Consider the following 17,502-nt stretch of genomic DNA (forward strand, 5'->3'; position numbering starts at 1 on the left):
TTTCCACGAACTCTCCGTACAGGAGGGACAGCTATGAGTAGCAAGACGAACCCGAAACTACAGAACCTCATCGCCGATCTGAAGTCGGTCTCGCGTGACTCCGGTGCCAACGTGTGGCAGGACGTCGCGGACCGACTCGAGAAGCCACGGCGCACGCACGCTGAGGTCAACCTGGGCCGCATCGAGCGGTACGCTCAGGAAGACGAGACGGTCGTCGTCCCCGGCAAGGTGCTGGGCAGCGGTGTGCTCGAAACGAACGTCACCGTCGCCGCGGTCGACTTCTCCGGGACCGCCCGGACGAAGATCGACCAGGCCGGCGAAGCGGTGACGCTGGAACAGTTCATCGAACAGAACCCCGAAGGAAGCAACGTCCGGGTGGTCCGATGAGTCTCGCGAAGATAGACGCGGACGTCGTCGTCGACGCCCGCGACTGCATCCTCGGTCGCGTCTCCTCGGAGGTCGCGCAGCGCGTCCTCGCCGGGGAGACCGTCGCCGTCGTCAACGCCGAGCGAGCCGTCATCACCGGCAACGAGGAGGCGACGATGGAGACGTACCACAAGCGCGCGGAGCTCGGCTCGGACAGCGGGCCGTACTACCCCAAGCGCCCCGACCGGATATTCAAGCGCGCCATCCGCGGCATGCTGCCGTACAAGTCCGAGGACGGCCGCGAGGCGTTCTCGAACGTGCGCGTGTACGTCGGGAACCCCTACGAGCGCGACGAGGACGTCGAGAGCGTCGTCCTCGACGGCACCTCGCTCGACCGACTCTCGAACATCAAATTCACGACGCTCGGATCGATCTCCGAGTCTCTGGGAGCCAACGTCACATGGTAACGAACACCTCAGGCAAGAAGAAGACGGCCGTTGCCCGCGCCACCGTACGCGAGGGCAAGGGTCGCGTTCGCATCAACTCCCAGCCAGTCGAGCTGGTCGAACCGGAACAGGCGCGGCTCAAGATGCTGGAGCCGTTCCGCATCGCAGGCGAGGAGCTCCGCGACGGCGTCGACATCGACATCGACGTCGAGGGCGGCGGCTTCAGCGGCCAGGCCGACGCGACGCGGACCGCCATCGCCCGCGGTCTCGTCCAGCACCTCGGCGACGCCGAGCTGCGCGACGCGTACATGAACTTCGACCGTACCCTGCTGGTCAACGACGTGCGCCAGTCCGAACCCAAGAAGTGGGGCGGACCCGGCGCGCGCGCTCGCTACCAGAAGTCCTACCGCTGAGGTGATCCAGTCATGATGATCCCCGTTCGGTGTTTCACGTGCGGCAACGTCGTGGGTGAACACTGGGAAGAGTTCAAAGAGCGGGCTCGCGAGGGCGACGAAGACCCGGGCGAGGTGCTCGACGACCTCGGGGTCGACCGGCACTGCTGCCGGCGCATGCTGGTGAGCCACCGCGACCTCGTCGACGTCGTCTCGCCGTACCAGTAAACTATGTCAGGACAGCGATACAATCGATACGAGAAGGCACGAATCCTCGGCGCGCGAGCGCTACAGGTGTCCTACGGGGCGCCCGTGCTGATCGAGACGGACCAGACGGAGCCGATCCTCGTCGCCGCGGAGGAGTACGACGCGGGCGTGCTTCCGTTCACGGTACGGAGGGACAGCTGATGACGCGAATCACCGGCGTCTCGCTGCGTCGCGTGCTCGACTCGCGGGGGAACTCGACGGTCGAGGCCGACGTGCTCACCGAGTCCGGCGGCTTCGGGCGCGGCGCGGCCCCCAGCGGGGCCTCGACGGGCGAGTACGAGGCGATCGAACTGCCCGCGAGCGAGTCGATCGCGAAGGCCCGCGAACACGCGGTCCCGCGCCTCGAAGGCGTCTACGCGGGCGACCAGCGCGCGGTCGACAACGCCTTACGCGCCGCCGACGGCACGGACGACTTCTCCGCCATCGGCGCCAACAGCGCGGTCGCCATCTCGATGGCGGCCGCGAAGGCGGCCGCCGACGTGCTCGGCGCGCCGTTGTACCAGCACCTCGGCGGCGCGTTCCGCGGCGAGAACTTCCCCGTTCCGCTCGGCAACGTCGTCGGCGGCGGGGAACACGCAAAGGAGGCGACCCACATTCAGGAGTTCCTCGCGGCGCCCGTGGGCGCGCCGAGCGTCTCGGAGGCCGTCTTCGCGAACGCCGCGGTCCACGCGGCGGTCGCGGACGTGCTCGACGAGCGCGGCGTTCCCGCGGCGAAGGGCGACGAGGGCGCGTGGGCGCCCCCCATCTCGGACGCGGAGGCGTTCGAGGTCGTCGACGAGGCGGTCGACCGCGTCGAGGCGGAAGTCGGATTCGAGATCCGCTTCGGACTCGACATGGCGGCCGCCGAGCTGTACGACGACGACCGGGAGGCGTACGTGTACGGCGACGAGACGAAGTCGGCCGACGAGCAGATCGAGTACGTCGCCGGTCTCGTCGATGAGTACGACCTCGCGTACGTCGAGGACCCGCTCGACGAGAACGACTACGAGGCGTTCGCGGAGCTGACCGACCGGGTCGGCGACCGGACGCTGATCTGCGGCGACGACCTGTTCGTCACCAACGTCGAGCGGCTCGAAGACGGGATCGAGGCGGGCGCGGCCAACAGCATCCTGATCAAGCCGAACCAGATCGGGACGCTGTCGGACGCGTTCGACGCGGTCGAACTCGCCGCCCGCAACGGGTACGAGACGGTCATCTCCCACCGTTCGGGCGAGACCGAGGACACCACCATCGCACACCTCGCCGTGGCGACCGACGCCGGCTACATCAAGACCGGTACGGTCGGCGGCGAGCGAACAGCCAAGCTGAACGAACTGGTCCGCATCGCGGACGACGCGGTATGACGGACCGACACCACGCATGAGCGAAGACAACGACGCGGTCGAACTCGACGACGACGCGGAGACCGAGGCGGTCGACGCGGCGGTCGAGGAGGAGGCCGACACGACCGAGGAACCGACCGCTGACGCGGCTGCCGAGGGGGCGTCCGCCGACGCCGAACCCGAAGCACCCGCCGACGCCGAGAGCGAGGCGGCCGCCGAGACCGACGCGGGCGACGACGCCGACGAGGAGGACGCCTCCCCGTTCGACGACGACGTCATGCCCGACGACGACGTCGACCTGCTGATCCCCGTCGAGGACTACCTCTCCGCGGGTGTCCACATCGGGACCCAGCAGAAGACGAAGGACATGGAGCGGTTCATCCACCGCGTCCGCGACGACGGGCTGTACGTCCTCGACGTGAGCCTGACTGACCAGCGGATCCGAACGGCGGCGGACTTCCTCGCGAACTACAACCCCGAGCAGATCCTCGTCACGTCCTCGCGACAGTACGGCCGGTTCCCGGCCGAGAAGTTCGCGGACGCCATCGGCGCCCGCGCTCGCACGGGACGCTTCATCCCGGGCACGCTGACGAACCCCGACTACGCCGGCTACATCGAGCCGGACGTCGTCGTGGTGACCGACCCGATCGGCGACGCGCAGGCCGTCAAGGAGGCCATCACCGTCGGCATCCCGGTCATCGCGATGTGCGACTCCAACAACCAGCTGTCGAACGTCGACCTCGTCATCCCGACGAACAACAAGGGTCGCCGCGCGCTGTCGGTCGTCTACTGGCTCCTCGCCAACGAGACGCTCGACCGCCGCGGCACCGACACCGTGTTCGCCCTCGAAGACTTCGAGGACGAGCTGTAAGTCGGTCTTCGACGTCGAGTTCGACTTTTCTCGAACGTTCTGAACCAGAGTCACAGTGTCTTAGCGGCGGCGCTCGAGCGAAGACCGGACCGAAAATGTGGGGCGCGAGCCGCCGTCTACAGTAGGTCGATCGTGAGCGGGTAGCTCCATACCTCACCGTCGGCCGCCTTCACCGCGGCGATGACGATGAACACGAGGTCGATGAGGCCAAGAACGGAGAACAGTATCGGCGCGATCAAGAGACCAATTCCGATGACCGCGGTCACTAGCACGAACAGGCCTCCAACGATCGAGTAGATCGTGAGCCAGATCTGCCAGTTTATCGCTTTACGGGCGTTCGCCTTCACGAACTCATCGTCGGTGACGAGGAGAACCACGAGCGGTCCGATCAGCCACGTAAACAGCGCGAGGATGTGCGTGATGGCCGCCATGCTGGTGTTGCCGTTGGTTCCGTCACCGACGCTCTCTGTCGTAGATGCCATGGATCCGAGATTCGGGTCCGGATATTTAGCTGGATATAGGCGCTAAGCCCCACCCTCGACGGAGCGACCGAAGGGAGCGGAGTAGGGTGGAGATACAGCGCCGTCATCATCTGTTCATACAGCGATACGGTTGCAGGCCCACAGGCCCACGTAGTCGCAACGGTTTTGTATTGGAGTACCGTATAATAGTACGAACCCAATGGAATACGACCTCGATTCGGAAGCGCATTCGACGTATTCCCTACACTACCACCTGATACTCACTACGAAGTATCGGCGCGGAGTGCTAACCGAGGAGCGAACCCAATTCATTCGCGGGGTCATCAGCGGGTTCACGGACAAGTACGACGTCGAACTGACGAACTTCGACGGAGAGGACGACCACGTTCACATCCTGTTCCGAGCGAAACCAACCACGGACCTCGTGAAGTTCATCAACACGGTCAAGGGCGCGACTGCTCGCCGTATCCGAAACGAGTACGAGGATGAACTGAAGACCGAACTGTGGGGCGACTCGTTCTGGAACGACTCCTACTGCCTCATCTCAACAGGGCAGGTGTCGTTGGATGTGCTGAAAAAGTACGTAGAGGACCAACGCGAGTAGAATGTACTACGCCTACAAGTACCGTCTCAAGCCGTCCGACGCCCACCGCGAGGAGTTGGACCGCCACCGAGACATTTGTCGGCAACTGTACAACCACACGCTCTACCGCCTCAACGAGTACCAAGACGACCACGGCGAACTGCCGTCCATGACCACGCTTCGGTCGGAACTCCCCGACCTCAAGACGTGGTGGGACGGCCTCTCCGACGTGTACTCGAAGGTTCTCCAAACCGTCGTTGAACGGCTATTCGACAACCTCAAAGGCCTCTCCGCGCTCAAGGAGAACGGCTACGGCGTCGGTCAACTCAAGTGGAAGCCGCCACGGGAGTTCCGCAGTTTCACGTACAGTCAGTCTGGCTTCAAGCTCGACAAGAAGGGCGGTCAGACTGTGCTGAGTCTCTCGAAACTCGCGGACATACCGATACGGCTCCACCGCGCCATCCCCGACGACGCGAAACTCAAACAGGTCACGGTCAAGAAGGAACCGACGGGTGAGTGGTTCGCTACCTTCGGCGTCCAAATGGACCGTGAACCACCCGAACCGCCTGAGAACCCCGAGAAGTGCGTCGGTATCGACGTTGGGATTCTCAAGTACGCCCACGACACCGACGGCACGGCGGTCGAGTCGCTCGACCTCTCAGACGAACGCGACCGCTTGGAGCGCGAACAACGGAAGCTCTCGCGCAAACAGCACGGGTCGAACAACTACGAGAAGCAACGGCGTCGAGTCGCGGAGTGTCACGCCGATCTCCGACGGAAGCGCCGCGACTTCCTGCACAAGCTCTCTGCGTACTACGCTCGGGAATACGACCTCGTGGCGGTCGAAGACTTGAACGTGAAGGGGATGATGGAAAGTCCGTCGAACAGCCGCAACACGGCGTCTGCCGCGTGGCGGACGTTCCTCTCGTTACTCGAATACAAGTGCGAGCGTGAAGGAACGCACTTCGTCGCGGTGAACCCGAGAGGGACGACCAAGGAGTGCGCGTCGTGCGGCGTTTCGACCGACAAGCCGTTGTGGGTCCGTGAACACTCTTGTCCCGCCTGCGGGTTTGAGGCGGACAGGGACGCGAACGCGGCGTGGAACATCCTTTCTCGCGGTCTCGAAGATGTAGGAGTGGGATACTCCGAATCAACGCCTGTGGAGACTGCGCTCCCTGTGGATACGCCTGTATCTGCAAAGCGCGTCGTGGAAGCAGGAAGCCCTACCCTCAAGGAGCGAACGGCGTCAGCCGTGAGCGAGTAGGGTAGGGTAGTTCACGTGTTGTCGCCGACGTCGCACCCGGTCGCGTCCGTCCCTACTCTCCCATTTCCGGTCGCTCCACCGCCTCCTCGGGCACGTCGTGAGTCCACCGCGGCTCTATCTCGCGGTTCGCCATCACGACGCGGTCGCCGCTGTCGGCGTCGATCCGGGTCTTCCGCAGTTCGATGGCCGCGACGGTGCCGGTGACGCCCTTCGCCTCGACGCGGTAGCCGACGTTGAAGTCGGGGTCGCGCAGGAGGTAGACGCCCGCCACCGTGTCCTCGATCATCTCGGAGAGCGCGTAGGAGACGCCCAGCGCGATAAACCCGACGGCGGTGCCGAGACTCGCCGCGATGTCGCCCATCCCGAGTACTTTCAGGAACGTGAGCGCGACGCCGAACCACAGGAAGATCGACACGAGCGTGACGATGAGATCCCCCACCAGCTCGCGGTCACCGACGTACACCCGGTTTATCGACGACCGGACGACCGCGAGAACGATTCGGACTGTCACGTACGCTAAGGCGAGGAAGACCAGCCCGGAGAGCAGCCGGGGAATCGCGACGGCCAGCCCCTCGAGGAAGTTCGTGAGCGACTGCGTCAGCAGCGACGGGAGCGCGGTCATAGCGCGCACGACGGCGGCCGCCGGTGAAAAACTGGCGGGGCGGAGGGGTTTTCCGTCCCGCCCCGCTCTCCGCCCGCCCCTGACCACAAGCGCAACGCCTGTAAGCGCGCGGGGAGAGGGAACTCGTATGACCGTTTGCGAGGCGCCGGGGAAGGTGTACCTCTTCGGCGAACACGCCGTCGTCTACGGCGAACCGGCCGTGCCCGCGGCCATCGAGCGACGCGCGACGGTGACCGCCGAGCCGCGAGAGGACGACCACGTGCGCGTCGAGGCCGAGGACCTCTCGCTCGACGGGTTCACGGTGGAGTACGCCGGCGGCACCGGCGACCGCCCCGATGTCGACGTGCCGACCCCCCTCGTCGAGGCCGCGATGGGGTACGTCGACGCCGCGGTCGAGCAGGCCCGGGAGGCCGCCGACGCCCCCGACGCGGGCTTCGACATCACCGTCGAGAGCGACATCCCGCTCGGCGCGGGGCTGGGGTCGTCCGCGGCCGTGGTCGTGGCCGGCATCGACGCCGCGACGCGCGCGCTCGGCGAGCCGCTCGACCGCCGCGAACTGGCGGACCGGGCGTATCAAGCCGAGTTCGAGGTACAGGACGGGCAGGCCTCTCGCGCCGACACCTTCTGCTCGACGATGGGCGGCGCGGTCCGCGTCGAGGGCGACGACTGCGAGCCGATCGACGCGCCGAATCTCCCGTTCGTCGTCGGCTTCGACGGCGGCGCGGGCGACACCGGCGAGCTGGTCGCGGGCGTCGGCGAGCTCCGCGAGGAGTACCGGTTCGCCGCGGACACGGTGGAGTCCATCGGCGACCTCGTCCGGACCGGCGAGGAGCTGCTCGCGGACGCCGCGGCCGACGCGGAGCCGTCGCCGGCGTTGCTGGCGGAGCTGGGGGAACTGATGGACTTCAACCACGGGCTGCTCGCGGCGCTCGGCGTCTCCGCCCGGTCGCTCGACGCGATGGTGTGGGCCGCCCGAGACGCGGGCGCGCACGGGGCGAAGCTCACCGGCGCGGGCGGCGGCGGCTGTATCGTCGCGCTCGACGAGAGCGACGCGACGGAGACCGCTCTCTCGTTCACGCAGGGCTGCGAGGAGGCGTTCCGCGCCGAGCTGGCGACCGAGGGCGTCCGGGTGGTGGAGCCGTGACGGGGGATGATTCGGCGGGTGAGAACGGGGGCGACGACGCCGCGGTCGACGGCCGCGACGACGCCGACGAACCCCCCGTCGTCCTCAAGCTCGGCGGGAGCCTGATCACCGAGAAGGACCGGCCCGAGACCCTCGACGACGCGGCGCTCGACGCGGCCTGCGACGCGGTCGCCGACGCGCTCGCGGCGGGCGGGATCGACCGGCTCGTCGTCGTCCACGGTGGCGGGAGCTTCGGCCATCACCACGCCAGCGAACGCGGGGTGTCGACGACCGACGGAACTCGCGACGCCGACGCGGTGGCCGCGGTCCACGGCGCGATGAAGCGGCTGAACACGCACGTGCTGGAGCGCCTGCGCGAGCGCGGCGTGCCCGCGGTCCCCGTTCACCCGCTGTCGCTCGCCGCGCGGGCCGACGGCGCGGACGGCGGGCTCGACCTCCCGCTCGGGTCGACGGCGACGCTGCTCGGCGAGGGGTTCGTCCCGGTCCTCCACGGCGACGGCGTGGCGACGGCCGGCGACGGAGTGACGGTCGTCTCCGGCGACGAGCTGGTCGTCGAGCTCGCGAGCGGACTGGGCGCGCGCCGCGTGGGCGTCTGCTCGACGGTCCCCGGCGTCCTCGACGGCGACGGGACGGTGATAGCCGAGATAGACGCGTTCGAGGCGGTCGCCGACACGCTCGGCGCGAGCGACGCGACGGACGTCTCTGGCGGGATGGCCGCGAAGGTGCGGGAACTGCTCGCGCTCGACGCGCCGGCGTACGTGTTCGGCGCCGACGGACTGGCCCCCTTCCTGCGCGGAGAGGACTCGGGGACGCGGATCGACTGATTCGGGAGAGTGCCGCTCAGTCGGTTCGGTCCGGGTCGACCGCGTCCGGAGCGTCCGAATCGACGGGGTCCGGGGCGTCCGAACCGACCGCGTCCGGAGCGTCCGAACCGACGACGTCTGGGTCGTCGCGGTCGCCGGCGTTCGGGTGCGTCGCGTCCGCGGAAGCGACGTTCGGCGACGACTCCTCGATCGGTTCCGTCTCCCTCACGATACACACGTGACCGCCGTCCGTCGTGTGCGTAAGCGCGAGTCGCTCGCGGACCAGGCGGTCGTCGGCGCCGTAGACGACGGCCTCGCCGCTCCAGTACCCTTCGGCGGTCACGCGAGGCAGGATCTCCTCGACGAACCGGTCGACCTCCTCGTCGGGGTAGAACGCCCGCCAGTGTGTCCCGACGACGTCGTCGGGTGCGAGGCCGTACACCGACGCGTACGCCTCGTTAGCGAACAGGTACGTGCCGTCGGCGCCGAGGATGCCGATCGGTTCGCTCGCGGCTTCGAGCGCGGCGACGGCGCGGTCGACCTGCCGCATGAGCCGGTGTCGGTCGACCGCGTTTCGGATCCGGTTGACGAGGACCTCGTACTGGTCGGTGCCGCCGCGCTTCTGGAGGTAGTCGGTGACGCCGGCGGAGATCGCCTCGCTCGCGACCTCCTCGCTTCCCTTCCCGGTGAAGAGGACGAACGGTAGCTCGGGGTCGATCTCGCGGACGCGTTCGAGGAGGTCGATCCCCGTCCCGTCCGGGAGGTCGTAGTCGCAGACCACCGCGTCGAACGATTCGCCGCGGCATCGGCGCCGCGCGGCCCCGACGGTGCGAACCGCCTCGTGGCGGATGTCGGCGTCGAGTCGCTCGAAGTACGCCGCGGTGAGGTCGGCGAAGGCCTCGTCGTCTTCGACGTGGAGAACGCGAATCCGATCCCCGGACGCGGTGCGCTGGGCCATCAACGGAGGGTTTCTGACAGCCGGACATAAGAATGGTGGCGCCGCGACCGCTACAGAACCCTTATTCGACCGAGTTCCCTCCGTCCGACCATGAACGAAGCGGACGTGCGAGAGCGGCTGTCGGCGGTACGAGACCCCGACCTCGGCGACGATATCGTCTCGCTCGGGCTGGTGAACGACGTCGAGATCGAGGAGTCCGAAGGCGGGACCGGAGGCGATGCGGGAGGGACGGTCCGCGTGTCGCTCGCGCTCGGCGCCCCCTTCTCGCCGAACGAGTCGGCGGTCGCCGACGACGTGCGGGAGGCGCTCGCGGACACCGGACTCGACGTGGAGCTGTCGGCGTCGATACCCGACGACCTCTCGGCGGACGAGCAGGTCCTCCCGGGCGTCCAGAACGTGATCGCGGTCGCCTCCGGGAAGGGCGGCGTCGGGAAGTCGACCGTCGCGGTGAACCTCGCGGCCGGACTTTCCGAACTCGGCGCCCGGGTGGGCCTGTTCGACGCCGACGTGTACGGGCCGAACGTGCCGCGGATGGTGTCGGCCGAGGAGCGCCCGGAGACCGACGGCGAGACGATCGTGCCCCCAGAGCGGTTCGGGGTGAAGCTGATGAGCATGGACTTCCTCACCGGCGAGGACGACCCCGTCATCTGGCGCGGCCCGATGGTCCACAAGATCATCACCCAGCTCGTCGAGGACGTGGAGTGGGGCGAGCTGGACTACCTCGTGATGGACCTGCCGCCCGGCACCGGCGACACCCAGCTCACCATCCTCCAGACGCTGCCGCTGACCGGGGCCGTGATCGTCACGACGCCGCAGGACGTGGCGCTCGACGACGCGGTGAAGGGACTCCGCATGTTCGGCAAACACGACACGAACGTCCTCGGCATCGCGGAGAACATGGCCGGCTTCCGCTGTCCGGACTGCGGCGGGTTCCACGAGATATTCGGCTCCGGCGGCGGGAAGGCGCTCGCGCAGGAGCACGATCTTCCCTTCCTCGGCGGGATCCCCCTCGACCCGTCCGTGCGCACCGGCGGCGACGACGGCGAACCCGTCGTCTTGGAGGACGGCGAGACCGCGGACGCGTTCAAGGTGATAGTCGAGAACGTCGCGAACAACGCCGGCGTCGTCCGCCGTCGCGGGGTGAGCGAAGGGCAATGACCGACGCGGACGACGAGACCGCGGACCGCGACGGCGACGACGCGAAGCGCGACGGCGACGACGAGGATCCCCTCGCGGCAGCCGGCGTCGACCCGGTAGTCCCGGACGAGGCGTCGGGCGCGGAGTTCGCCCCGGACGCGGAGGTCCGGGAGTTCATCAGGGAGGTGGCCGACGACGTGCGGGGCGACAGCTCCGAGAGCAAGCAGCTCTCGGCGGTCCTCTACCGCGTGTCGGACCTGTACGACGACGAGGAGGAGACGTCGCCGGAGGAGATATACCTCAACGTCCGGCACATCATGCGGATCAAATCCGAAGGCGGACTGCGCCGCTGAGTCGTCGGGTACGGGGAAATCGGAGTGCTCCGCTGCGATCAGTCGTCGGAATCGACCGCCGTGGAGAGGTCGATGGCGCGCTCGTCCAGCGGGGTCGCGTCGTCGACGACCGCCGCGAGACCGAGGCGTTCGAGCGTCGCCGGCGTCGGGAGGCCGCGGTCGCCCCAGCCGCGCGCCGCGTAGTACCGGTCGAGCAGCCGGTCGAACGCGTCGGCGTCGACGCCCGGCGTCCCGTCGGCCGCGGTCGAGCGGAGCGGCTCCGGGAGCGCGTCGTCCGCGCGGTCGAACCCCTCGCGGGCGTTGAACAGCCGGGTGAGCGTCCAGATCCGCTCGCCGGTCGTCGCGAGCGCGGCGACCGAGTCGGTCAGCGTGTCGCGGTCGGCGCCGCGACCCGACTCGACGCGGTCGATGTCGGCGACGGCCGGATGGGCGACCGCCGCGAGCCACTCCGCGCCGAGATCGGTCCAGACGGTCTCGCCGACGAAGTCGTCGACGACGAGGCTCCACAGCACGGACCGGGCGTTCTGCTCGCCGACCACGTCGCCAACCCGGTCGGCCGGGGACCGGTCCGGGCCGGCGACCGGCTCCGCGTCCTGCGGTCGCGCGCGGCGGTGGCACGCGCCGCGGTCGCTCGTCGCGTACGCGAGCGCGACGCCGACCGCCGCGCGGGGGTCGAAGCCGGGCAGCGCCATCGACTTCACCGTCGGAACGAGCGCCTCGCCGCCGAACCGGGCCGCGGCGGCGTCGACCCCGTCGGCGAGCGCGTCCGGGAGTCCCGGCTCCACGTCGAGGTCGGGCGGCGCCTCCCGGGCCGCGATCGCTTCCAGCAGGCGCCTCGCGCCCGCCGCGTCGCCGAACGAGACGGGACAGTCGACGACGCCCGCCTCCCCGGCGCGGATCGCCCACGCGACCGCGTTGCCCGCGCCGATCACGTCGAGACCGAGTCGGTCACAGACCCCGCAGAGGTCGACGATGCGGTCGAAATCGTCGATGCCGAGACCCGCGCCGAGCGTGATCGGGGCCGCACCGCGGGGGACGACCTCGCCCTCCGGAGTGTCGATCCGGAAACCGCCGGGGACGGCGGAGTCCGCGCCTCGGGCGTCGTCGGCCGCCCCCTCGTCGTCGTCCGTTGTCTCCTCGCCGTCGACTCCCTCGCGCCTCGTCGCGCGCGCCAACGCGGCCTCGACGCCGATGTCGTCGGCGCCGTCGAAGCCGGTCCCCGTCCACCCCTCCGCGGCGAGGATCCCGACCTCGTCGGCGTAGTCGACCGTCTCGACGGTCTCGCCGGCCGCCTGCCACTCGCCCGTCGGGTCCCGGGCGTAGGCCGCGGCGTCGCGATCGCGGAGGGCGGCGAGGTCGTCCGGGACCATCGGCGAGGGGTCGCGGGCGACGACGGCCTTCAGCCGCTTCGCGCCCATCACCGCGCCGGCGCCGCCGCGACCCGCGTGGTGGGCGCCGCCGTCGCTCGCTATCGTCGCGTACGCCGCCCCGCGCTCGCCGGCCGGGCCGACGCAGGCGACGCCGGCGTCCGGGAACCGCTCGGCCGTCTCGGCGGCGTCATCGCCCCACGCGTCGCTCGGTTCGATCCGGGCGCGGCCGCCCTCGACCTCGATCCGAACCGGCCGGTCGGCGGCGCCCGTCACGAGCAGGCCGAGGCAGTCGTCGAGCGAGCCGACGAGCCGGTCGGCGAAGTCGCCGCCGGCGTACGAGTCGAGGAAGCCGCCGGTGAGCGGGGACTTCGTCACCGCGGCGTAGCGCGTCTCGCCCGGGAGGTAGCCCGCGAGCGGCCCGACGAAGAGGGCGAGGAGGTTCGCCGGGCCGGTCGGATTTGTCCCCGGAGACAGCTCCTCGTAGAGGTAGCGCGCCCCCAACCCCTTCCCGCCGACGTAGTCGCGTCGCCAGTCTCGCGGGACGCGCTCGCGGGAGGTCTCGCCCGTCGAGAGGTCGACGCGGAGGACGCGGGGGCGGCTCCGACTCATTCAGACGCCCTGCGCGGCGGAGACGTATCAATCTGTTCGCCGTCGGGATCGCCCCGTGCGATCGCCGCGGTCGCGCCCCGCCGCCCCGACCGCCAGAGTGAGGCCGGCGGCGGTCGAACTGCCGGGCATGGACCTGACGACCGCGCTCGACGCCCACGACGCGACCGTCTGCGTCGTCGGCGCCGGCGGCAAGAAGTCGACGCTGTTCGCGCTCGCCGACAGACTCGACCGGCCGGTCGTGACCGCGAGCGTCCGGATACCGATCTTCGACGACCGGGTCGCCGCGGTGCGCGTGACCGAGGACCCGGTCGCCGCGCTCGCCGAGGCGGGACTCGACGACTGGCCGCTCGGGCTGGTTCCCGAGCGCGAGCGGTCGGACCGGTACCTCGGGTACGACGTTGAGACGGTCGCGGAGATCGCCGACGCCGCTCCCGGCGCGACGCTCGTGAAGGCGGACGGCGCGCGCCTCCGGGAGTTCAAGGCGCCCGGCGACCACGAGCCGCAGATCCCGGCGAACGCGGACGTCGTCGTCCCGATCGCGAGCGCGCACGTCGTCGGCGAACCCCTCACCGAGGAACACGTCCACCGGCCGGAAGAGGTCGCCGCGATCACGGGCCGCGAGATCGGGTCGGAGATCCGCCCCGCCGACATCGCGACCGTCCTCGCCAGCCCGGCTGGCGGGCTGAAGGGCGTCCCGAGCGACGCGATCGCGATCCCGGTCGTGAACAAGGTCGACGACGAGGCGGACACCGCCGCGGCCCGGAAGGTCGCGAGGGAGATCCACTTCCGCGCGAACGTGCCGCGCGTCCTTCTCACGCGCCTGATCGCGGACGATCCGGTCGTCGAGGTCGTGGAGTGAGCCGCTACGAGGTCCCCTCCAGAAGCTCCTCGAACGACCGCCACAGCGCCCGGTACAGCGTCCACGCGTCGACGCCGGTCCGGTCGGTCACGGCTCGGCAGGCGTCGTCGAACCGACGGTAGTCGGCGGTCGACGGCGGGTCCGGGTAGTCGCCGTCGAGTTCCCCGGCCGCGACCAGCACGGCCCACGTCCGGCGGTCGATCGCGACGAACCGCGACGGCGCGAGGAACTGGCAGAAGCCGGACGCGACCGCGACGTCGACCCCGTCGAGCGCGGTGAGCGCGTCGAGGGCGGCGTCGACGTCGGGCGGGTCGGCGTTTTTCACACCCACCGCGTCGGCAGCCGCCTCGATGGCGTCGATCACGTCGTCGAACTCGTTGTCGCGGAACGCCTCCTCGCGCTCGCGGCGTTCGCGGTCCGGGTACTCGCCGAGGTACCGGCGGAAGTACCACCGGACGATCCACTGGGCGTCCCGTCGGCCGTACTCCTCGCCGGCGAACGTCTTCGGGACGGTCTCGACGTGCTGGCGCTCCACGTCGTACAGCGGCTCCGCCGCCGCGTACTCCCGGGCGCGGTCCCGGAGGGTCGACTCGCTCAGGTCCATCGCCTCGCGGTACGGGGGTGGGACGGATGAACATTCGTCTCATTCATCCCGATCGATCGTTTCATACTGGCGTGGTGGTTGGTAGCACACATGACAGATGACCGGATCCCGGTCACCGTCCTCAGCGGCTACCTCGGCGCCGGAAAGACGACCATGGTGAACCACCTGCTCTCGAACCCCGGCGACAGACGGATCGCCGTCATCTTGAACGACATGGGCGAGGTGAATGTCGACGCGGAACTCGTCGCCCGCGAAAACGACGAGGAGGGAGTCGTCGACCTCTCGAACGGCTGTATCTGCTGTCGGCTCCAGGACGACCTGCTCTCGGAGGCCGCGGCGCTGGCCGAGTCCCGGGAGTTCGACTACCTCCTCGTCGAGTCGTCGGGCATCTCCGAGCCGATCCCGGTCGCGCGGGCGTTCACCGAGGGAACTGAGGACTCCGAGATCGACCCCACCGAGCGGTTCCGGCTCGACACGATGGTGACCGTCCTCGACACGTACGGGTTCTGGAAGGAGTTCGACGCGGGCGAGAGCCTCCCGGGCGACGGGGAGCCGGCTGCCGACCGGCCCCTCGCGGACGTGCTCGTCGAAGGGATCGAGTTCTGCGACGTGCTCGTGTTGAACAAGACGGACATGGTCCCCGACGACGTGCTCGACGAGATCGAGTCGGTCGCCGACCGGCTCGGGCCCCGCGCGAGGCGGATCCGAACGAGCTACTCCGCGGTCGACCCCGGCGACGTGCTCGACACGGGGCGGTTCGACTTCGAGACGGCCAAGCGGTCGCCGGGGTGGAAGCGCGAAATCGCCGAGAGCGAGGGCGATGCGGGAGATGAGGGTACGGAGGAGGGAGCGGGCCACGCGCACGATCACGACCACGTCGAGGGCGCCGCCGCGGCCCACGGCGTCGACTCGTTCGTTTACCGCTCCGCCGACGCGCTCGACCCGGAGCCGTTCGCGAACTGGCTGGACGACTGGGACGGCGCGGTCGTGCGGGCGAAAGGGGTGGCGAACGTCGCGGGCACCGACGAGGTGATCGGCGTGAGTCAGGCCGGTCCCTCGGTACAGGCGGGCCCCATCGGCGAGTGGGACCCGGACGACGACCGCCGGACGCGGCTCGTGTTCATCGGCAGCGAGATGGACGAGGCGAGGATTCGCGGCGAACTCGACGATCTGGCGACCACCGGCGGGGGGACGGCGGCCGACGGGGAAACCGCGCCCGAGGAGGCGGCGGCCGACGCGTTCCCGCTGTGAGGCCGGCGCGTCAGATCCCGAGCTCCGCCTGTAGGTCGTCCCACTCGTCGTGGAACCCGTGGGTGGACTCGGTCTCGGCGCCGACCGCCGACTGGTAGACGTCGTCGTACTTCAGCAGCTGGCCCCACTCGTCGTGGAACGCCCAGTTGCAGTACTTACACATACGAGCCACCACGAGAGGGAGCGACATACCGGTTTCGGCGGGAGAGACGAGCGGACGGCTCGAAGCCGCCGCGCGTCCCGAACGCCGACAGAGTGAACCTCGTCCGTGTCGTACGGTACCTATCGACGCGGATCGACCGCGGCGGGAACCTCATGGTCACGTATAGACGCGGCGGACACGTTCACGGCGGCGACGAGGCGGTCGAGCGCACCTGCGACCTCTGCGAGTGGCACTGCGTCGCCGACGGGTATCCGGAACTGGTGTCGCGGTACCAGTCGCATCTCCGGGCGGAACACCCGAAGGCGTGGCTCCGGGCCTGATCGTCGTCGCGGGCAGAAAAAGTCCGGACGGCGGCGTGGCGATGCCTCGGCGTCGGGGGTTCAGGGTTCGAGCAGGACCTTCGTGACGCCCTCCTCGCGGGCGTCGAACGCCTCGTACATCCCGGGCGCCTCCTCGAGGTCGACGCGGTGCGAGACGACCCAGCTCGGGTCGGCGCGCCCCTCGATGATCATGTCGCGGAGGTACCGGTTGTACTCCTTCACGTTACACTGGCCCGTGCCGCACTTGAGGCCCTTCTCGAAGAACTTCCCGAAGTCGATGCCGAGGCGCCCCTGCGCGGCCATGTCGTCGGGCGCCCCCGGATCCTCGGGCACGTACAGGCCGGGGATTCCCAGCTCGCCGGTCGGTCGGACCACGCGGATGAGGTTGTTGATCACGACCGCCGGGTTCTCCTTGGCCGGCTGGTAGGAGTAGTCCTCGGTGTCGGTGTCGACGTCGTCCGGGTCGGTCGCCTGGTACCCGACCGCGTCGACGCCCTTGTCGACCATCCCGCCGTGTTCCTCGATGATCTGGTCGACCGGGTCGCCCTCGGAGAAGTCGATCGCGTGGGCGTCGCAGTGCTCCTCCGCGAGCTCCAGTCGGCTCGGTACCTGGTCGACGACGTAGATCTCGGCCGCACCCTTGATCTTGGCGCTGTAGGCGGCCATCAGCCCGACCGGGCCGGCGCCGAAGATGGCGACGGACTCGCCGGACTCGAGGTTGGCCAGCTCGGTGCCGTGCCACCCCGTCGGGAAGATGTCCGCGAGCAGCGAGAACGCGTCCTCGTGTTCGCGCCCCTCGGGCAGCTTCAACGCGTTGTGGTCGGCGTAGGGGACTCGCAGCTTCTCGGCCTGTCCGCCCGGATACGGTCCCATCGCGACGTAGCCGTACGCCCCGCCGGCGAAGCCCGGATTGACGTTGGTACAGAAGCCGGTGTACCCCTCCTCGCAGTTCTGACAGAAGCCGCAGGAGACGTTGAAGGGCATGACGACGCGGTCGCCCTCCTCCAGCGTCGACACCGCCTCGCCGACCTCGCTGACGATCCCCATGTTCTCGTGGCCGAACACGATCCCCTCCTCGGCCGCGGTCCGCCCCTCGTACATGTGGAGGTCGGAGCCGCAGATACACGAGGTCGTGATGTCGACGACGACGTCGTTCGGGTGTTCGATCTCCGGCTCGTCCACGTCTTCGATGGCCACGTCGTACGGGCCTTGATAGACAACTGCTTTCATGTTGGTTCCGGTTGTATCGTGTTAACAAATCATAGTAAATGTTTTTCCATTATAATTACGGTTAACAATACTGAAACGTCGACTGT

Annotated in this window: 23 protein-coding genes; 16 read left to right on the plus strand and 7 right to left on the minus strand. The window is 68.9% G+C overall.

Translation table 11 applies throughout. The features are described 5' to 3' along the window. The first annotated feature begins 33 nt into the window (after nucleotides 1–33). From J2744_RS03640 to rpsB, 7 genes are read left to right on the plus strand one after another with little or no spacing between them, the layout of a single operon-like run. The gene (locus tag J2744_RS03640) at nucleotides 34–387 is read left to right on the plus strand and encodes a 50S ribosomal protein L18e (RefSeq protein ID WP_209544637.1); all 354 of its coding nucleotides are present in this window, start codon (nucleotides 34–36) and stop codon (nucleotides 385–387) included. Next, nucleotides 384–833 carry a 50S ribosomal protein L13 gene (locus tag J2744_RS03645; RefSeq protein WP_209544638.1) on the plus strand — a complete coding sequence of 150 codons (450 nt, stop codon included), beginning with the start codon at nucleotides 384–386 and terminating at the stop codon, nucleotides 831–833. The genes J2744_RS03640 and J2744_RS03645 overlap by 4 nt, the downstream gene beginning before the upstream one ends. Then, nucleotides 827–1,225, plus strand: coding sequence for a 30S ribosomal protein S9 (locus tag J2744_RS03650; RefSeq protein WP_209544640.1), 399 nt, complete (start codon nucleotides 827–829; stop codon nucleotides 1,223–1,225). Before J2744_RS03645 ends, J2744_RS03650 begins: the two co-directional genes overlap by 7 nt. 12 nt (nucleotides 1,226–1,237) lie before the next feature. Further along, nucleotides 1,238–1,432 carry a DNA-directed RNA polymerase subunit N gene (locus J2744_RS03655; protein ID WP_006628058.1) on the plus strand — a complete coding sequence of 65 codons (195 nt, stop codon included), beginning with the start codon at nucleotides 1,238–1,240 and terminating at the stop codon, nucleotides 1,430–1,432. Between the two features lie 3 nt (nucleotides 1,433–1,435). Continuing rightward, nucleotides 1,436–1,612, plus strand: a complete 177-nt coding sequence (locus J2744_RS03660; protein WP_209544642.1) for a DNA-directed RNA polymerase subunit K — start codon at nucleotides 1,436–1,438, stop codon at nucleotides 1,610–1,612. Then, nucleotides 1,612–2,814: a phosphopyruvate hydratase gene (gene eno, locus J2744_RS03665; RefSeq protein ID WP_209544645.1), complete on the plus strand. Its 1,203-nt coding sequence runs from the start codon at nucleotides 1,612–1,614 to the stop codon at nucleotides 2,812–2,814. Before J2744_RS03660 ends, eno begins: the two co-directional genes overlap by 1 nt. A 16-nt stretch (nucleotides 2,815–2,830) precedes the next feature. After that, nucleotides 2,831–3,664: a 30S ribosomal protein S2 gene (rpsB, locus tag J2744_RS03670; protein ID WP_209544647.1), complete on the plus strand. Its 834-nt coding sequence runs from the start codon at nucleotides 2,831–2,833 to the stop codon at nucleotides 3,662–3,664. Between the two features lie 116 nt (nucleotides 3,665–3,780). On the opposite strand, the gene J2744_RS03675 is transcribed toward rpsB, so the two are convergent. Further along, nucleotides 3,781–4,146 (minus strand): DUF4870 domain-containing protein, encoded by a 366-nt coding sequence (locus tag J2744_RS03675; protein ID WP_209544664.1) that lies wholly within the window; start codon nucleotides 4,144–4,146, stop codon nucleotides 3,781–3,783. Nucleotides 4,147–4,345: 199 nt separating this feature from the next. On the opposite strand from J2744_RS03675, the gene tnpA reads away from it, so the two are divergent. Further along, a complete protein-coding gene (gene tnpA, locus J2744_RS03680; protein ID WP_209544666.1) occupies nucleotides 4,346–4,750 on the plus strand; it encodes an IS200/IS605 family transposase in 405 nt (134 codons plus the stop codon). A 1-nt stretch (nucleotide 4,751) separates the two neighbouring features. Then, the gene (locus tag J2744_RS03685; RefSeq protein ID WP_209544668.1) at nucleotides 4,752–5,993 is read left to right on the plus strand and encodes an RNA-guided endonuclease InsQ/TnpB family protein; all 1,242 of its coding nucleotides are present in this window, start codon (nucleotides 4,752–4,754) and stop codon (nucleotides 5,991–5,993) included. Between the two features lie 52 nt (nucleotides 5,994–6,045). Here J2744_RS03685 and J2744_RS03690 read toward each other — a convergent pair whose 3' ends face one another. Next, the gene (locus J2744_RS03690; protein WP_209544679.1) at nucleotides 6,046–6,615 is read right to left on the minus strand and encodes a mechanosensitive ion channel domain-containing protein; all 570 of its coding nucleotides are present in this window, start codon (nucleotides 6,613–6,615) and stop codon (nucleotides 6,046–6,048) included. Nucleotides 6,616–6,742: 127 nt separating this feature from the next. Here J2744_RS03690 and mvk point away from each other — a divergent pair, with 127 nt between their 5' ends. Together mvk and J2744_RS03700 are read left to right on the plus strand one after the other, a co-directional pair. Continuing rightward, the gene (gene mvk, locus J2744_RS03695) at nucleotides 6,743–7,759 is read left to right on the plus strand and encodes a mevalonate kinase (RefSeq protein WP_209544681.1); all 1,017 of its coding nucleotides are present in this window, start codon (nucleotides 6,743–6,745) and stop codon (nucleotides 7,757–7,759) included. Next, nucleotides 7,756–8,583 (plus strand): isopentenyl phosphate kinase, encoded by an 828-nt coding sequence (locus J2744_RS03700; protein ID WP_209544683.1) that lies wholly within the window; start codon nucleotides 7,756–7,758, stop codon nucleotides 8,581–8,583. The genes mvk and J2744_RS03700 overlap by 4 nt, the downstream gene beginning before the upstream one ends. A 16-nt stretch (nucleotides 8,584–8,599) precedes the next feature. Here the strand turns inward: J2744_RS03700 and J2744_RS03705 are convergent, their stop codons facing one another. Further along, complete coding sequence (locus J2744_RS03705; RefSeq protein ID WP_209544685.1) at nucleotides 8,600–9,520, minus strand: response regulator; 921 nt, start codon at nucleotides 9,518–9,520, stop codon at nucleotides 8,600–8,602. Nucleotides 9,521–9,610: 90 nt separating this feature from the next. Between J2744_RS03705 and J2744_RS03710 the strand changes: the two genes are divergently transcribed. Both J2744_RS03710 and J2744_RS03715 read left to right on the plus strand, forming a co-directional pair. Then, a complete protein-coding gene (locus J2744_RS03710) occupies nucleotides 9,611–10,678 on the plus strand; it encodes an Mrp/NBP35 family ATP-binding protein (RefSeq protein ID WP_209544687.1) in 1,068 nt (355 codons plus the stop codon). Then, nucleotides 10,675–11,010 carry a hypothetical protein gene (locus J2744_RS03715; RefSeq protein ID WP_209544690.1) on the plus strand — a complete coding sequence of 112 codons (336 nt, stop codon included), beginning with the start codon at nucleotides 10,675–10,677 and terminating at the stop codon, nucleotides 11,008–11,010. Before J2744_RS03710 ends, J2744_RS03715 begins: the two co-directional genes overlap by 4 nt. A 38-nt stretch (nucleotides 11,011–11,048) precedes the next feature. Here J2744_RS03715 and J2744_RS03720 read toward each other — a convergent pair whose 3' ends face one another. Then, a complete protein-coding gene (locus J2744_RS03720; protein ID WP_209544699.1) occupies nucleotides 11,049–12,989 on the minus strand; it encodes an aldehyde ferredoxin oxidoreductase family protein in 1,941 nt (646 codons plus the stop codon). Nucleotides 12,990–13,116: 127 nt separating this feature from the next. Here J2744_RS03720 and yqeC point away from each other — a divergent pair, with 127 nt between their 5' ends. Next, on the plus strand, nucleotides 13,117–13,848 hold the full coding sequence (gene yqeC / locus J2744_RS03725; protein WP_209544701.1) for a selenium cofactor biosynthesis protein YqeC: 732 nt from the start codon (nucleotides 13,117–13,119) through the stop codon (nucleotides 13,846–13,848). A 4-nt stretch (nucleotides 13,849–13,852) separates the two neighbouring features. Here the strand turns inward: yqeC and J2744_RS03730 are convergent, their stop codons facing one another. Continuing rightward, the gene (locus J2744_RS03730; protein ID WP_209544703.1) at nucleotides 13,853–14,452 is read right to left on the minus strand and encodes a hypothetical protein; all 600 of its coding nucleotides are present in this window, start codon (nucleotides 14,450–14,452) and stop codon (nucleotides 13,853–13,855) included. 90 nt (nucleotides 14,453–14,542) lie between these two features. On the opposite strand from J2744_RS03730, the gene J2744_RS03735 reads away from it, so the two are divergent. After that, nucleotides 14,543–15,703 (plus strand): CobW family GTP-binding protein, encoded by a 1,161-nt coding sequence (locus J2744_RS03735; RefSeq protein ID WP_209544705.1) that lies wholly within the window; start codon nucleotides 14,543–14,545, stop codon nucleotides 15,701–15,703. Nucleotides 15,704–15,713: 10 nt separating this feature from the next. Here the strand turns inward: J2744_RS03735 and J2744_RS03740 are convergent, their stop codons facing one another. Then, nucleotides 15,714–15,866: a hypothetical protein gene (locus J2744_RS03740; protein WP_209544708.1), complete on the minus strand. Its 153-nt coding sequence runs from the start codon at nucleotides 15,864–15,866 to the stop codon at nucleotides 15,714–15,716. 152 nt (nucleotides 15,867–16,018) lie between these two features. On the opposite strand from J2744_RS03740, the gene J2744_RS03745 reads away from it, so the two are divergent. Continuing rightward, on the plus strand, nucleotides 16,019–16,186 hold the full coding sequence (locus J2744_RS03745; protein WP_209544710.1) for a hypothetical protein: 168 nt from the start codon (nucleotides 16,019–16,021) through the stop codon (nucleotides 16,184–16,186). Between the two features lie 60 nt (nucleotides 16,187–16,246). On the opposite strand, the gene J2744_RS03750 is transcribed toward J2744_RS03745, so the two are convergent. After that, entirely contained in the window at nucleotides 16,247–17,416 is a 1,170-nt protein-coding gene (locus tag J2744_RS03750; protein WP_209544712.1) for a glutathione-independent formaldehyde dehydrogenase, read from the minus strand. Nucleotides 17,417–17,502: the final 86 nt, after the last annotated feature.

The sequence above is a fragment of the Halorubrum trapanicum genome (assembly GCF_017873555.1).
GTDB classification, from domain to species: Archaea; Halobacteriota; Halobacteria; order Halobacteriales; family Haloferacaceae; genus Halorubrum; species Halorubrum trapanicum.

What these genes read in the sequence shown, in the direction of transcription:
- J2744_RS03640 (WP_209544637.1), top strand. Translation starts at nt 34, where the DNA reads ATGAGTAGCAAGACGAACCCGAAACTACAGAACCTCATCGCCGATCTG.
- J2744_RS03645 (WP_209544638.1), top strand. Translation starts at nt 384, where the DNA reads ATGAGTCTCGCGAAGATAGACGCGGACGTCGTCGTCGACGCCCGCGAC.
- J2744_RS03650 (WP_209544640.1), top strand. Translation starts at nt 827, where the DNA reads ATGGTAACGAACACCTCAGGCAAGAAGAAGACGGCCGTTGCCCGCGCC.
- J2744_RS03655 (WP_006628058.1), top strand. Translation starts at nt 1,238, where the DNA reads ATGATGATCCCCGTTCGGTGTTTCACGTGCGGCAACGTCGTGGGTGAA.
- J2744_RS03660 (WP_209544642.1), top strand. Translation starts at nt 1,436, where the DNA reads ATGTCAGGACAGCGATACAATCGATACGAGAAGGCACGAATCCTCGGC.
- eno (WP_209544645.1), top strand. Translation starts at nt 1,612, where the DNA reads ATGACGCGAATCACCGGCGTCTCGCTGCGTCGCGTGCTCGACTCGCGG.
- rpsB (WP_209544647.1), top strand. Translation starts at nt 2,831, where the DNA reads ATGAGCGAAGACAACGACGCGGTCGAACTCGACGACGACGCGGAGACC.
- J2744_RS03675 (WP_209544664.1), bottom strand. Translation starts at nt 4,146, where the DNA reads ATGGCATCTACGACAGAGAGCGTCGGTGACGGAACCAACGGCAACACC.
- tnpA (WP_209544666.1), top strand. Translation starts at nt 4,346, where the DNA reads ATGGAATACGACCTCGATTCGGAAGCGCATTCGACGTATTCCCTACAC.
- J2744_RS03685 (WP_209544668.1), top strand. Translation starts at nt 4,752, where the DNA reads ATGTACTACGCCTACAAGTACCGTCTCAAGCCGTCCGACGCCCACCGC.
- J2744_RS03690 (WP_209544679.1), bottom strand. Translation starts at nt 6,615, where the DNA reads ATGACCGCGCTCCCGTCGCTGCTGACGCAGTCGCTCACGAACTTCCTC.
- mvk (WP_209544681.1), top strand. Translation starts at nt 6,743, where the DNA reads ATGACCGTTTGCGAGGCGCCGGGGAAGGTGTACCTCTTCGGCGAACAC.
- J2744_RS03705 (WP_209544685.1), bottom strand. Translation starts at nt 9,520, where the DNA reads ATGGCCCAGCGCACCGCGTCCGGGGATCGGATTCGCGTTCTCCACGTC.
- J2744_RS03710 (WP_209544687.1), top strand. Translation starts at nt 9,611, where the DNA reads ATGAACGAAGCGGACGTGCGAGAGCGGCTGTCGGCGGTACGAGACCCC.
- J2744_RS03715 (WP_209544690.1), top strand. Translation starts at nt 10,675, where the DNA reads ATGACCGACGCGGACGACGAGACCGCGGACCGCGACGGCGACGACGCG.
- J2744_RS03720 (WP_209544699.1), bottom strand. Translation starts at nt 12,989, where the DNA reads ATGAGTCGGAGCCGCCCCCGCGTCCTCCGCGTCGACCTCTCGACGGGC.
- yqeC (WP_209544701.1), top strand. Translation starts at nt 13,117, where the DNA reads ATGGACCTGACGACCGCGCTCGACGCCCACGACGCGACCGTCTGCGTC.
- J2744_RS03730 (WP_209544703.1), bottom strand. Translation starts at nt 14,452, where the DNA reads ATGGACCTGAGCGAGTCGACCCTCCGGGACCGCGCCCGGGAGTACGCG.
- J2744_RS03735 (WP_209544705.1), top strand. Translation starts at nt 14,543, where the DNA reads ATGACAGATGACCGGATCCCGGTCACCGTCCTCAGCGGCTACCTCGGC.
- J2744_RS03740 (WP_209544708.1), bottom strand. Translation starts at nt 15,866, where the DNA reads ATGTGTAAGTACTGCAACTGGGCGTTCCACGACGAGTGGGGCCAGCTG.
- J2744_RS03745 (WP_209544710.1), top strand. Translation starts at nt 16,019, where the DNA reads ATGGTCACGTATAGACGCGGCGGACACGTTCACGGCGGCGACGAGGCG.
- J2744_RS03750 (WP_209544712.1), bottom strand. Translation starts at nt 17,416, where the DNA reads ATGAAAGCAGTTGTCTATCAAGGCCCGTACGACGTGGCCATCGAAGAC.